We start from the raw sequence: 13,596 nt of genomic DNA, 5'->3' as shown, positions 1-13,596 counted from the left end.
TGACCCTAACCCCGAATTAGTCCGGATCAGAAGTAGAGATTTCCGGCTCATTGAGGTTGGTACTTTGGCCGCTGGCCAAGTGCTGGCGCGCGTATTCAGCAGGTGCCTGCCACTTCAGCGCGGAGTGGGGACGAACCTCGTTATAGTACGTCCGCCAGGCGTCGATTTTCTCCTTGGCATCAGCAAATGACAAGAACCAATGGCTGTTCAGGCATTCCTGACGGAAGCGGCCATTGAAGGATTCGCACTGCGCATTGTCCGTCGGCTTACCGGGCCGGCTGAAGTCGATTTCCACGCCATTTTCGTATGCCCATTTGTCCATGGCTTTGGAGATGAACTCGCTGCCGTTATCGGTTTTGATGACGCGCGGCAAGCCGCGCAATGCGCATACGCGCGTGAGCGTTGCCACCACATCGTCACCCCGCAGGTTTTGCCCAATGTCGATGGCCAGACACTCTCTGGTGTAATTGTCGACCAGAGTCAACGCACGCAGGCGGCGACCATCGAACAATTGGTCCATGACGAAGTCCATGCTCCAGATGTCATTGATGGCTTGCGCGACCGCTTTGGGTTGGCGACGTTGCGCCGACTTATTGCGCTTGGGGCGCGTGTGCCGCAACGACAAGCCTTGTTCTCGATACAAACGGTAGACCCGTTTGTGATTGTCTCGATAGCCTTCGCGGCGCAGCATCACGTGTACACGGCGGTATCCGTAATGAACCCGTGTATGCGCTATCTCGTGGATTCGCATGACCAGCGCGCCACTGTCGCGTCGGCACGATTCGTAGCGATACAACGACCGGGAAATCATGACTACGGCGCATGCCTTGGTTACGCCGACGCCGTAGCGCTTCATCAGATCATCCACGAGTACGCGGCGCCGCGAAGGCTTCAGAGCTTTTTTGCCAGAACGTCCTGCAACATTGCCTTGTCCAGCGACAGGTCCGCGACCAGGCGCTTAAGGCGATTGCATTCCTCTTCAAGCTGCCGCAGCCGTCGCAACTCCGAGGGGCCAAGCCCGCCGAATTTCTTCTTCCAGTTGTAGAAGGTCGCTTCGCTCACGCCCATCTTGCGGCAGACCTCGGGTACGGCCGTTCCCAGTTCGGCCTGCTTCAGCGCAAAGGCGATTTGCTCTTCGGTGTATTTCGATCTCTTCACGGCATGGCTCCTATTCCATATGGTGAAATCATGCCGGATTTCTCTAATTTAGATCGGTACTAAAAACTGGGTTAGGGTCACATTGATGTTGGTACTTTGGCCGCTGTGCAAGTGCTGGCGCACGTAGTCAGCAGGTGTCTGCCAATTCAGCGCGGAGTTGGGACGTACCTAGTTATAGTACGTCCGCTTGGCGTCGATTTTCTCCTTGGCATCGGCAAATGACAAGAACCAATGGCTGTTCCGGCATTCCCGACTGAACAGCCATTGAAGAATTCGTACTGAGCATTGTCCGTCGGGCTTGCCGGGGCGGCCGAAGTCACGCGCCGGAGCGTAGCCGCCACATCTTCACCCCCAAGGTTTTACCCAATGTCGATAGCCAGACACTCTCTGGTGTAATTGTCGACCAGGGGCAATGCACCCAGGCGGCGACCTTCGAACAATTGGACCATGACGAACTCCGTGCTCCAGATGTCATTGATGATTTGCGCGACCGCGTTGGGTTGGTGACGTTGCGCCGACGTATTGAGTTTGGGGTGCTTGAGCCGCAAGGACAAGCCTTGTTCGCGATACAAGCGGTAGAACTCCTCAACGAGAAAATTCTAATTCTGACCTCATCGCTTTTGCGGGGGGATTACCCCGGTATCCGTAGTGAATCCGCGTAGGCGCGATCTCGCGGATTCGCATGGCTAGGGCACCACTATCGCGTCGGCACGATTCGTAGGCGATACAACGACCGGGAAAGCATGACTACGGCGCATGCCTAGGTCTCGCCAACGCCGTATCGCTTCATCAGATCATCCAGGAGTACGTGGCGCCGCGAAGGCTTCAGAGCCTTTTTGCAAGAACGTCCTGCAACATCGCCTTGTCCTGCGACAGGTCTGCGACTAGGCGCTTGAGTCGATTGCATACATCTTCAAGCTGGCGAAGTCGTCGCAACTCCGAGGGATCAAGCCCGCAGCATTTCTTCTTCCAGTTGTATAAGTTGGCTTCGCTCACGCCCATCTTGCGGCAGACCTCGGTTACGGACTCTCCCAGTTCGGCTAGCTTCAGCGCAAAGGCGATTTGCTCTTTGGTGTATTTCTATCTCTTCACGGCATGGCTCCTATCCCATATGGTGAAACCATGCCGGATTTCTCTAATTTAGATCGGTACTAAAAAATGGATTAGGGTCAAAGCCAAGAAGAGGTGGATGTTCGCCTTCTGGCTGGAAGCGCGATGTTAGCCGGCAGAAAGCTCTACCGGCAGAATGAAACGCGCCACTTCGTTCTTTAACCGAAAAGCCTGTTGTTCCAGAGCCTGTGCCGCCGCTGCCGTCTCTTCCGCAAGGGCAGCGTTCTGCTGAGTCATGCGATCAAGATCGTTAACAGCTTGGCTTATATGCCGAACTCCGATGTCTTGTTCTCGTGCACCATTTGCAATTTCACTTAGCAGGGTTTTTATATTTTGAGACTTTAACTCCATTTTGCTGATTAGATCTCCTGCTTCGGTCACAACTGACACCCCCTCAATCACTTTCGAGACGCTATGATTTATCAAATTTCCGACCTCCTTAGCAGAGGCTGCTGTGCGCAACGCAAGGACTCTTACTTCAGATGCTACAACTGCGAAGCCCCGGCCTTGTTCTCCTGCACGGGCAGATTCGACGGCAGCATTCAAAGCTAATATGTTTGTTTGGAATGCAATCCCGTCAATGGTTCCAGCAATTCGGGCAATTTTTTGGGAGGATTCAGAAATTTCACCTATTGTTGTTGCGACGTTTCGCATAATATTGCCTCCGTCCATCGCTAACTTAACTCCTTCGACCGCCACTCGTTCCGCTTCCTGAGTATGCTGCGAATTTTGACTAATGGTGGCTGTCACCTCTTCCATCCCTGCCGCAGACTCCTCTAGATCACTTGCTGTATGTTCGGTTCTGTTAGATAAGTCGCTGGCTCCGTTGGCGATTTCTCTCGAAGAATGTAGCATTTCAATGCTTGAATGCCGAACGTGCTGTACCATAGTTCTCAAAGAGTTTTGCATGTTTAGTAAATCAAACATCAGATCCGCAGCTTCATCTTTACCCCAAGGTTTGGGGGATGTCGTTAGATCGCCAGTAGTCATTGCGCGTAGATGGCGGCGCGTTTCCTGAAGACCTCCATTCATGACGTGATAGAAGCTCAAAAATAAGTACAGCCCGATTGCTAGAGTTATTGAGATCATTAACGAAGTCCAGCCGATAAGAGACTGCAAGGATTCCCAAACATCACTTACGTAGATTCCCGATCCTATCACCCAGCCCCATGGTGCGAATCCGCGCACATAGGATATTTTATCCTCTGCGATCGCATGATTGGGCTTGGCCCACTGATAACGCAGAAAACCAGTTCCACCATCCTCTCCGAGAGCCGCAAACTCTCTGAACACGTGAATTCCGTTTGCATCGATATAGTTACTCATATCTTGGCCGTTCAGCTGCGGATTTATCGGATGCATGATCATGCGTCGCTGAACATCGTTAATCCAAAAATATTCGTCGTGGTCGTAGCGAAGCGGCTTTATTAACGAAATCGCTAGATCTTGAGCAGCATCACGCGTGAGGGTCCCTGCTACTTCAAGATTATGAGCGTACTGGAGCAATCCGAAGGCTATTTCGACATTTTGCCGGGTACTGTTCTCGCGTTCCTTCATAATGCTCTCGTATTGGTAGTGCAAAAGCCAGCTCACTAGCAATAACATCGGCAACAAGAAGACTGAAGAGATAATAATCGCTTTAGCTTGGAAATTGAGGTTCCGAAAGGCTCTAACTCCCAAAGCCCAAAAACCATGGTGCTTAAAAAAACCATCGTTGACATCCGCTGGACTCGTCGGATATTTATGTTCAATGCTGCTCATATTTTTTTAGAAAGTTAACGTGTTTATGTAAATATACTACCGATTGCAACTTTTATGTGTATTTTGCAAAATCATGTCTGGGTGACAAGGTTTTGTTCCAAAAAAACAACAAAATATAAGTTTGGTTGCGTGCTGCGTAACATTTTCCAGATTGTGCTACGCGGATGCCTGTAAATCAGACGAGTCGAGCTATTCACAAAGGCTTAAAACATACTGAAATTATTTCAAAATATATGTTTTTCCGTTAGTCGTTGTTTTTTTGTTGATCACCTATATAGGACCCTCGATCCACTTCCGCCGGCACGTTCACACGCTGATGCGGCGCATGTGCCTGCGTGCTGGACCATAAGCCCAAAACCAGCGCAAGCTCGCGCCAGTACGCTGTTCCCGTACCTGCGACCTGAGCGTCGAGCGGCTCATTTAGGCCTGGGCGCTGGACATGACCTACATCCGGATGGCTCGTGGCTGGGTGTATCTAGTGGCCGTGCAGAATTGACACAGCCGCCGGGTGCTGACGCATCGCGTGTCCATCGCGATGGAGTCCGACTTTTGCGTCGAGGTGCTGCGCGAGACTGCCGCCCGCTAAGGTGCGACAGAGATGGTCCACACCGACCAGGACAGCCAGTTCAGCAGCGCTTAGTTCGTCGCCGAGGTGGGGCCCCCGCATCGGCGCGCGCCTGAGCACCAATGGCAAAGGCTAATGGCGTGACAACGTCCTCTTCGATAGGCGGTGGCGAAGCGTGAAGCACGAGGAGGTGCTAAAGGCCTACCAGACCGCAAGCGCCGCGCGTTGTGTGCCTGTAAGGGTACCTGGAGCTTTGCAACGAACGCAGGTCGCACCAAGCGCACGGTGGGCGTACGCCGGAAATGGTCTGCTACGCTGCGCTGGCGCCTAAGTAGATCGCGGCTGGAGGGGGTAGGCCTTGAGTAAATGGATTACCGAGGTGCTCCTGCAGTGCCGCGTGCCATGACCCGAGTCAATTTCTACACCGCAGCTCATCCACTTGTACCCGGTTCCACCAACTTGAATGGCGACTGCGTCTAGCGGCAGAAGAAGCCGTTTGAGCAAGGCAAGTCCGGATCGCAACGAATGCCAGGCGAGGTTTCGAGTAAAAGACTGCCTTCTTTTTGTAGCTAACCTCAAAACCAGACGAGTCGATGATGTTGGCGATTAACTATATCGCGCTAACAAAAATAACGGGCTGCATGAATGCGTAGTGCGATGTCTGAAATGCCCTGTATTCTACCCACCATGTCGAGACCACTCTTTGAGAAGCTTCCTGTCAAGTATAACGAATAGTCGGTGAGACCGTGTACTGGGGGTTCGACAGACTTCAAGATTTGCCGCAGGCGTAATTTACCAAAAACATCCTTCCCCTGTAGTCTCAATGTACCGGTAAAAATGAATCCGTTATCGCCGCCCAAAATTTCTCCATCCTTGATGACTAGAACGCCGCCAAACACTTTTCCCGCAACTGTATACCTAATATGCCAAAGGCCATCCAACACGACGCTCCCCTAGAGCACGACTGTACGTCGGCGATAAGTGTCGCACTTCCCAAAATTTGAAAGCTAAGATGTAGCAGCTCAAAGCAAGCGTATCCAGGCAATCAACGCTGTTGTCAGAAAATATATAGTACCGAAATTTTATGACGACGTATTTGTGATTCCACTCGAGCTTAGCCGACCACCAACAGTTATCTAAAATATCGAAATATATATCTGTTTTAGTAACTTGCCCTCCAAGAAATATGCGATAAATCAAGTAGCTATTTATGGATAATATAAATAAACTAGCGGGGACGTGCCATAGTTTCGATATAGGTTTGTAGATGCTTTTTAATTTTAGCGTGAAAAAATGGCAGCAACCTGAATGCGTGTTTCGAAATAGGGTAAAGCGAGGGTACGGATATGCGCTGTCATGAGTACGCTGCGAGGTTTCGCTGATTGGGCGCCCGACTGGCGTGGGATCCGACATTTCTGAGACGTTTGGGCGATCAAGGGGGGCTATGTCCTGAGTGCGCACGAATGCCGTCAGGGGGGGCATTCGTGGCCTTAGCAAATTTGCGCGCGCGAGGCACTGGCTGCGATACCGCTGAGGGTTGCGTCCGCAACGTGCGCTGATCTGAGGCGGCGTCGCCTAAAGGCATCACTGATTAAAATTAATGAGGCTGGGTATATACCTCAGGCTAGCAACGCAGCAATTTGGTTAGAAAGCGGCATCGAATCGCTCGGCCGCACGTTGACTTGCGCATAGCGCATGCGATTTGTACGCTGAAATTGGCTCGCCAGCTGCTATAGCCAATGTAAAACGCCCGATCTGCTGGAACTTCGGCTTGCCACCCGCTACCAGATCAGTATTTAGGAAAGGTAAATGGGATTATACGTCTAAAAACGGCACTGCATTAATTTATCATTTCGCAGACAGTGAAGATGCCGTATCACGTTTTAAGGATTTCTTCCCATTCCGCCGTTGATACTCTCGATACAATTGATTCCATGCACTCAGGTTGGGATAGATTAATTATGTCAGGATTTAATTTTTTGCCATATTTTGTGCAATAAATTAATTTTACTATTGGAGTTTTTAACGAACGTGGGACCTGTTCACATACAACGCAAATGCTGCCGGAAGTTAAGCGGACAAGCGAGCCAATCGGGTAGATACCAATACTCTTAACAAAAGCATGGAAAATTTCCATGTCGAAATGACCTGGTCCCCAACAAGCCATCCTATGCAAAGCTTCGGATGGGTCCCACCCCTTTTTGTACGGCCTGTCTGAGGTAATGGCATCGTATACATCACATATGGCAGTCATTTTTGAAATCTGAGTAATTTCGTTGCCAATTAGTCTGTATGGATACCCAGATCCATCAATCTTTTCGTGGTGATGTAAGCATGCATCAAGAACCTTTTGAGGCATGTTCTTCCATTCCTTTAATATATTAAATCCGGCTATAGGGTGGCCGCGGATAATATCGAATTCTTCAGCAGATAATTTTCCAGATTTGTTGAGGATAGACAAAGGGACGGACACTTTTCCTATGTCGTGCAGCAGCCCGGCCAGTCCAGCGATTTGAACATCTTCATGATTAAAGTTTAACTCTCGTGCGAGAGAAATCATTAATGCGCATACTGCGACAGAATGCATGTAGGTATATTCGTCAGTCGATTTTATGCGAGCGAGGCTAATCAGGGCGCCTGGATTTCTTTTAATTGATTCTGATATTTCAAATACCAGTCCTTCGGCCTCAAATATTTTGGCCGATTTCCCTAGTCTCGACTCATCAAACATGGCCATGATTTTTTCTTTGGAGTCACTGCAAATGGAAGCCGCCCTAGCCAGCTCGGACTGGATATCAATAATCTCAAGATAGTCGACGCGGTTCTCTTCAGCACAGCTATTTTTTTCTATCTCAGCCCGGGGTGGATATAATTTCTCGAAAAGATCTTGTGCCTCTACCAAAGCTTGTTCGTCGGAAATTGAAACTGCTGCCTCCTGTATGTCGAGCCCTCTCGAGTTATCGATCCAGCACTGCTGCACTGAGCTCTTTAATATTTGAGTAAGATCTTCTTGGCTTTCAAGCAGGAAATCCGATTTCCAGAACGGATGTTCTAACCATGTACCGCACAACTCATGGATATGCATGCCAAGCACGAGGTGTTTTTTGTTAATTCTTTTTAGCATTTTTAATTGCGTTCAGATTTATGTTGGTGTTGAAAAATTAACTTGAAATTAATTTTTTCTGTATATATAATTCGGAGGAAATTGTAAGTTATTTCTAGCTAAATTTCCCAGTTATTGAAATATAAGCGTGAATCGTATTGTTTATGTACTTCTCTGGATCTGGTGATTCTGCTGATGGAGTAAACCGTAAGTCAGTCGAATTCTATCGCGGATTAGTCGAATTTAAAATCTGGGTGCGATAAATAAATATCTTTTCCAATAAAAGCATCCGCGCCAGCGTGCCATACATAATGTCGCATCGGTCTTGAACCTAACTATTGCTGATCCCCATTAGCGGTCGTAGCCTATTACCCTCAAGAGCCAGGTTTGGCTAGCGTCCACACACGAATATAAATTTCTAAAACTGTATGGGTGTACTAAGTGGTGGTTGCGCTCGTCAAGGTTATTCTTTAATAGAGTCAGCATTAGGCAAAAGCGGTATCTACGAGTCGGGTCTTTCGGGTCGCCTCTAGCACAATATACGCGCTTGTTACCGCATTTGTGTATAAGGGAATGCCCCATTTCGTCACCAGGCCCTGTTCGCTAAAATATTATGTCGAGCGGCATTCAGCTATTAATTTATATCTAGTTGAGCGCGCCAGCACAATTCCACGCTTGAATCGTGGTTCACTCCGTGCGTTGTCTGTCCTGCTTCTATTTTCATTGTTTTTTTATACATCAGTTTTGGCTCAAGCATTTAGTATAGTCTGGGGACCTATTTTGTAGTTGAGCTGCTATTTCAATAGCTTGCCGTAGGTCCCATCTGTCTGAGTGTAGTGTTTTTTACGTGTCTTCTTAATGTTCTCCCTAATGCTTTTCTCTAGTTTGATATTTGTGTGCGCTGCTCGATATTTTTCTGCAAGTGCTAGGGGGTGTAAATTTTATTGTTGAATACTGGGTAAAAACGTACTTAATAATGAATTTCAGGTTAAATAAAAGGCTATTTTGGATTTTTTTATCATTTTTGGTTTAAGGCTCGCGTATGTATAGTTATTTACAAGCGGCACCTATGACCAAATTGCATCAATTCTATGATGAAGAAATCCATTTATGCAATCAATGCCAAAACCAATCAGTTGAAAGCGAAACTGGCTCGACTTATAGCCTTAAGACGTATAGAGGTTGTGAAGGAAATCGTGAAAACCATGCGTTCCTATGCGATTTTCGTTGATGATTTGCGTGTCGGCTTTACAGGTGTAAGTGAATATTGGGGGCAGCCGAAAGAACCGGGGCGAAGAAAGCTTCCCCCTGTCATTTCCAAATACAAGTATCCTGCTAATGAGCAAACTTGGACCGGTCGTGCCCGCGTTCACCGCTGGCTTGCAGCTGAGTAGGCGGGCGGGCTCGAGCGTAGTTCTTTCCTGAATTGTTGAGGGTTTTTATTACTTGGCGATAGTGGCAGTCCTGCTTGGGTGTACTACTGGTAGCCCCAAGATCCCAATACATCTAAGGCGGTCGTTGTTAAAAAAGTATATTCCCCCCTTTTAGCCAACCTAGTTATTTTCCAGCGCGCGCTGTTCTTCGGCATTGCGTGTGTCATTCTTGAACCGGACGGCGGTTCGGCGTGGAAAGTTAGAGCCAATCATCGAATAAAATAACGTAATTCTCGTCTCGAGTGTTGTTCATCTAGGCCTATGTGCGCGCGGCAAGCTCGTTAACATACGAGCCTGGTCAGTTGATGAATAATTGTATTTCGAGGCGCTTATGGATCGACTGCGTGATGATGACTTGATCTTCCGAAATTAATTTCGCGGAAATTCAGCTGTTATTTATATTATTTGGAGGAGTTCAACCATCATAGTTCGCACTGTTCATTGAATCATCGGGCCCACGCCCTCAAACCAGTTAACTTCGTGAAAGTTGCACTATGATATTCTAGGGGTAAGATCATGCCAAGCATCCAGGCACCGCTGGGTTAGCCTTATAAAATTTGGTACGCCGCGCTTAGGGTGACTGGCCGGCTTAGACTCTATCGTATTGCGGGTGCTTACCATGAGTTATGTATTCGGTAATGTCGTTCTAGCTTTATCACCACACTCCGCTCTAGGGGCTCTTTTGATAGGGGCACTTATTCTGAGTGTAGTTATATTCGTAGTCTTGCTTATTCGCAGAAGCGCAAAACATGTAGCCTTGCATCTTTCCGATACAACTGCCTTGCAGTTTATTAGTGAGTTTGCTCAGTTATTGGTCTTCGTGCTGGGGTTTATTCTATATGCACATTTAATTCCCGAATTGCGATCGCTAGGGACAGCCCTTTTGACAGGAGTGAGCGTTGTCTCTGTAGTTGTTGGTATGGCTGCGCAAACCACGCTCGGCAACATAATCGCAGGATTTTCGTTGGTGCTGTACAGACAAGTGCGCGTCGGTGATACAATTCAATTAAACTCCCCTTTGGGAGTTGTTACTGCCAAGGTGGAGATAATTTCCCTTGGCTTTACGCAGCTGATTAATAGTGATGGGCACGATTTGGTTGTGCCAAATAGTGTGATGATGGCTAACACTATTATTAGAATTAACAGAGGTCAGTGAAGAAACGCTGCTTGTACTAAGCACCCGCTATTGCTGCGCGGCTGGGCACTGGTTTCTTGAAATATATAGTAACCTAACATCGGAGTGCTTCGAGCTTTACAGGGCTGAAATAATTCAGTGTTTAGTGCTGCCGTTTATGGCGAAAGAACCTTTCTAGTGCAGTGTTCCATTTTGTTTGGAGCTTGAGCGGTGATTGGCGCTATTTAATTTACTTTTTGCAAGATATCGCTAGCGCTCTTGGCCCAAATGACGTGCTTGGGGTGAGTTTTCTGATGCGCGACGTACTCATCAATGGCAGCCGAAAGTTCAGGCACGCCGCAGCGCAGCCTATCGGCGGTAATATCGCGCAAGAACCGCTCGACCATGTTCGGCCACGATGCCGAGGTGGGCGTAAAGTGCATATTGAAGTGCGGAAGCTTGGCCACCCAGTCTTGTACTGCTGGATGCTTGTGCGTGGCGTAATTGTCGGCGAACAGATGCAGCGCCTTGTCTTTGGGCGTCTGAAGATCGATTTGGCGCAGGAATTTCAGCCACTCGAGGTGGGTGTGGGGCTGCTGGCACTGACCGATGATCTTGCCGTCCAACACGTTGGGCGCAGCAAACATCGTGGTCGTGCCGTGGCGCTTGTAGTCGTCGGTCATGGTGGCTGTTCGCCCCTTCTTGAGCAGCAGCCCCGGCTGCGTGCGGTCCAACGCCTGCGCCTGGCTCTTCTCGTCCCAGCACAGTACCAGCGCATGTTCGGGTGGCGACATTTACAGCCCCACGATGTCTTTGAGCTTCTGGACGAACTGTGGGTCACGGGATAGCGTGATCCTGCGCACAATGTGCGGCTTCAGACCGTGGGTGTGCCAATGGCGCATCACGGTGCTGGCGCTCATACCCAACTCGGCGGCCATCTTTCGGGTACTCCAGTGTGTAGCGGATGCAGGCTTGGTCTGTGTGGTCAGCGCTACCAATCGCGCTGCGTCTACCGTCATCGGCGGCGCGCCGCAAGTCGCGTTCAATACAAGCCAGCCTCGATTGTGCGCATGGCGCTCTCGCCAACGCGACACCTGCACGCGTCCGACTCCCAACCTTGGCGATGACCTTGTTCTGTACCCAGCCAGCGGCCTGCAGCACAATGCGTGCACGCTGCGCCAGCTTCACTTGCTTTTACGACAATTGCGAGTGTTCATTTTCTTTAACTGTGGCCCAAGCAGGGCTGTTGGTCGGGCTTCCCGTCGGATGGGGAGGCTGTATCTTTATATAACAAATGTTTGTCCTCCGATGCTTCGTTCCGCGTCGTTCTGAACAACGCATGTTGACGTTGGCTATACCCCGGAAAACTATTATTTCATGTTGCCCGAAGAGTAAGATAGCCGCTCGTGCGTCTCGTTATGCTGTTTTTAAATATATTCATATAATTCAGTAATTGACTATTTATGTCAAAAAAATCGGTTTTATGTATCTATGTGATTCAGTAATTAACGATTTATATCAAATAAATGGCTTTTATTTGCATCGTAATAAGTTAAAATAATACAAATTATCGCCAAAATAAGTCGCTGTTTTTGATGTTCTCCTTCGATTTAACTGTATATTTTTTAGTCTCTATATCCGCGGTTAGAGTTGGTTTATTTGCCGATATTATGGGTAGCTTTCTTTTCTAGGGTTATTACTATGAAGCTCGGAACTTGGTCCGTCCGCGCGCGGTTGAGTGTTGCCTTCGGGGTATTGGCAGCTATGGTAGTTGGTGTGTCAGCTTTGTCGCTCTACGCTTTACACGCGGCTAACGGTCATTTTATTGTTTTTATAAACGGAGTGTATGCGCAAGCCTCGACTGCGGCAAAAATCGGCGAGGCAGTCGGCGCACGCGCTATAGCTGCGCGTAATATGGTGTTGTTGACACGAGCAGATGATCTCGAAAATGAGAAGAGTCGCGTCATGGATGCGGACCGCGCTGTGCGTACTTACCTAGCTGAGCTAACGGAGCTTACTGCTGAGGCAATAGACATTAGCGATGAGTCTCGCGAATTGATTGCCAAGATCAGTAGTGTGGAGTCGCGATACGGTCCTGTGGCACAACGCATTGTTGCCCTGGCCTTGAGGGGGCAGCGCGAGGAGGCGATTAAGATTATGAACGAGGAATGCCGACCGCTTTTGGCGGAGTTAGCCTCGGCAACACAGGATTATGCTCGCCTTGTGGAGAGGGAGGCTTTAAGGCTAACCGAAAATACGACGATAAATTACACAGAGCAACGCCAAATACTAATTGGATTTTGTGTATTTTCGATTTTGGTTGCGTGTGGTTCAGGGTTAATAATCACTCGATCGCTTTTACGGGCGCTCGGCGCAGAGCCCATCGTACTGAGTCAAGCAGCTAAACGAGTAGCTCAAGGTGATTTGAGGCCTTTAGCTGGAGCAAAGGACGCAACTGATAATAGTGTTTTCTCTTCGCTAGCAATGATGCAGAGCAGTCTAGCAACGCTTGTTTCTCAGGTTCAAGAAGCTTCGGAGGCTATTGTAACAGGATCTGCCCAGATAGCCGCGGGCAATCGCGACCTAAGTGAGCGCACAGAACTCCAGGTGAGTGCGCTGCACCAAACCACATCCACTATGAACGACTTCGAGGTTACTGTACAAGCGAACGCGAACCACGCGCAGCAAGCGCATCATCTTGCCTGCGATGCTGCTAGCGTTGCCGAACAGGGGGAGCTGTCTGTTTCGGAAGTCGTTCATAAAATGCGCGGCATTGAAGGTAGCGCTAAACGAGTAACCGAAATTGTTGCTACCATCGATGCCATTGCATTTCAAACCAACATTCTTGCACTAAACGCTGCTATCGAGGCGGTTCGCGCGGGCGAACATGGCCGAGGTTTCGCAGTTGTGGCTACCGAGGTAAGGACTCTGTCGCAACGTAGCGCTCGGGCAGCCAACGAGATTAAACACTTAGTCGCAGCTAGCGCAGCGCAAGTTGAACAGGGAGGGGCGTTGGTCGATCAGGCCGGCAGGACGATGAAATGCATATTGGAGTCAGTGCATCGCTTGACACGTATTGTCGGAGAAATTAACGCAGCCTGCATGCATCAGAGCGCTGGCATAGTTCAAATCGGCGAAGCAATATACAAAATAGATAATTCAACACATCAAAATGCTGCGATGGTCGAACAAAGTGCGGCCGCAGCAATCAACCTGAGCCGCCAGGCGGAACATCTGGCAGAGGCTGTCTCGCTTTTCAAGCTCAATAATGTTCCTGCTTCGGCGGTGCAGTAAGCGGACCTTGCTGAATCTTTGCAGGCTGTACCGCGTCTAGACCGCTTCTTCAAATGTT

General features: G+C 49.0%; 10 protein-coding genes and 2 pseudogenes. 3 read left to right on the top strand and 9 right to left on the bottom strand.

The genetic code is table 11. The features are described from left to right. Positions 1 to 16: 16 nt before the first annotated feature. The 7 genes and pseudogenes from U858_RS0124190 to U858_RS33935 form a co-directional block, all read right to left on the bottom strand. Positions 17 to 1,158, bottom strand: a protein-coding gene (locus tag U858_RS0124190) for an IS3 family transposase (protein ID WP_232786602.1) whose coding sequence is annotated in 2 segments (ribosomal slippage) — positions 17 to 906 and positions 906 to 1,158 — 1,143 coding nt in all. Because the reading frame shifts where the segments join, the coding sequence is not laid out codon by codon here. 168 nt (positions 1,159 to 1,326) lie between these two features. Next, positions 1,327 to 1,461: pseudogene (locus U858_RS36535) on the bottom strand (IS3 family transposase); the annotation flags it as partial. 56 nt (positions 1,462 to 1,517) lie between these two features. After that, complete coding sequence (locus tag U858_RS36530) at positions 1,518 to 1,730, bottom strand: hypothetical protein (RefSeq protein WP_025139712.1); 213 nt, start codon at positions 1,728 to 1,730, stop codon at positions 1,518 to 1,520. 253 nt (positions 1,731 to 1,983) lie between these two features. Further along, a pseudogene (locus tag U858_RS36525) lies at positions 1,984 to 2,226 on the bottom strand (transposase); the annotation flags it as partial. A 150-nt stretch (positions 2,227 to 2,376) separates the two neighbouring features. Further along, complete coding sequence (locus U858_RS35065) at positions 2,377 to 4,029, bottom strand: methyl-accepting chemotaxis protein (protein ID WP_042885475.1); 1,653 nt, start codon at positions 4,027 to 4,029, stop codon at positions 2,377 to 2,379. A gap of 1,185 nt (positions 4,030 to 5,214) precedes the next feature. Next, a complete protein-coding gene (locus U858_RS36520) occupies positions 5,215 to 5,538 on the bottom strand; it encodes a GrlR family regulatory protein (RefSeq protein ID WP_081821716.1) in 324 nt (107 codons plus the stop codon). A 932-nt stretch (positions 5,539 to 6,470) separates the two neighbouring features. Continuing rightward, on the bottom strand, positions 6,471 to 7,718 hold the full coding sequence (locus U858_RS33935; RefSeq protein WP_042885473.1) for an HD-GYP domain-containing protein: 1,248 nt from the start codon (positions 7,716 to 7,718) through the stop codon (positions 6,471 to 6,473). A gap of 1,070 nt (positions 7,719 to 8,788) precedes the next feature. Between U858_RS33935 and U858_RS35055 the strand changes: the two genes are divergently transcribed. Together U858_RS35055 and U858_RS35050 are read left to right on the top strand one after the other, a co-directional pair. Then, the gene (locus U858_RS35055; protein ID WP_081821715.1) at positions 8,789 to 9,091 is read left to right on the top strand and encodes an H-NS histone family protein; all 303 of its coding nucleotides are present in this window, start codon (positions 8,789 to 8,791) and stop codon (positions 9,089 to 9,091) included. Positions 9,092 to 9,749: 658 nt separating this feature from the next. Continuing rightward, entirely contained in the window at positions 9,750 to 10,286 is a 537-nt protein-coding gene (locus U858_RS35050) for a mechanosensitive ion channel family protein (RefSeq protein ID WP_081821714.1), read from the top strand. A 203-nt stretch (positions 10,287 to 10,489) separates the two neighbouring features. Here U858_RS35050 and U858_RS33930 read toward each other — a convergent pair whose 3' ends face one another. Then, positions 10,490 to 11,038 (bottom strand): IS630 family transposase, encoded by a 549-nt coding sequence (locus tag U858_RS33930; protein ID WP_051593675.1) that lies wholly within the window; start codon positions 11,036 to 11,038, stop codon positions 10,490 to 10,492. After that, complete coding sequence (locus U858_RS35760; protein WP_157838859.1) at positions 11,039 to 11,182, bottom strand: hypothetical protein; 144 nt, start codon at positions 11,180 to 11,182, stop codon at positions 11,039 to 11,041. 763 nt (positions 11,183 to 11,945) lie between these two features. Here U858_RS35760 and U858_RS35045 point away from each other — a divergent pair. After that, positions 11,946 to 13,538: a methyl-accepting chemotaxis protein gene (locus U858_RS35045; protein ID WP_081821713.1), complete on the top strand. Its 1,593-nt coding sequence runs from the start codon at positions 11,946 to 11,948 to the stop codon at positions 13,536 to 13,538. The last annotated feature ends 58 nt before the right edge of the window (positions 13,539 to 13,596 follow it).

The organism is Achromobacter sp. DH1f (assembly GCF_000633435.1).
Classification (GTDB): Bacteria; Pseudomonadota; Gammaproteobacteria; order Burkholderiales; family Burkholderiaceae_B; genus Achromobacter; species Achromobacter deleyi.
Note: the sequence above shows the minus strand (reverse complement) of the source record. Positions and strands in the feature narration are given on the sequence as shown.

Excerpts from the sequence above, each read along its gene's own strand:
- U858_RS35065 (WP_042885475.1), bottom strand. The coding sequence starts at position 4,029 with ATGAGCAGCATTGAACATAAATATCCGACGAGTCCAGCGGATGTCAAC.
- U858_RS33930 (WP_051593675.1), bottom strand. The coding sequence starts at position 11,038 with ATGTCGCCACCCGAACATGCGCTGGTACTGTGCTGGGACGAGAAGAGC.
- U858_RS35055 (WP_081821715.1), top strand. The coding sequence starts at position 8,789 with ATGATGAAGAAATCCATTTATGCAATCAATGCCAAAACCAATCAGTTG.
- U858_RS35045 (WP_081821713.1), top strand. The coding sequence starts at position 11,946 with ATGAAGCTCGGAACTTGGTCCGTCCGCGCGCGGTTGAGTGTTGCCTTC.
- U858_RS35760 (WP_157838859.1), bottom strand. The coding sequence starts at position 11,182 with ATGGCCGCCGAGTTGGGTATGAGCGCCAGCACCGTGATGCGCCATTGG.
- U858_RS35050 (WP_081821714.1), top strand. The coding sequence starts at position 9,750 with ATGAGTTATGTATTCGGTAATGTCGTTCTAGCTTTATCACCACACTCC.
- U858_RS33935 (WP_042885473.1), bottom strand. The coding sequence starts at position 7,718 with ATGCTAAAAAGAATTAACAAAAAACACCTCGTGCTTGGCATGCATATC.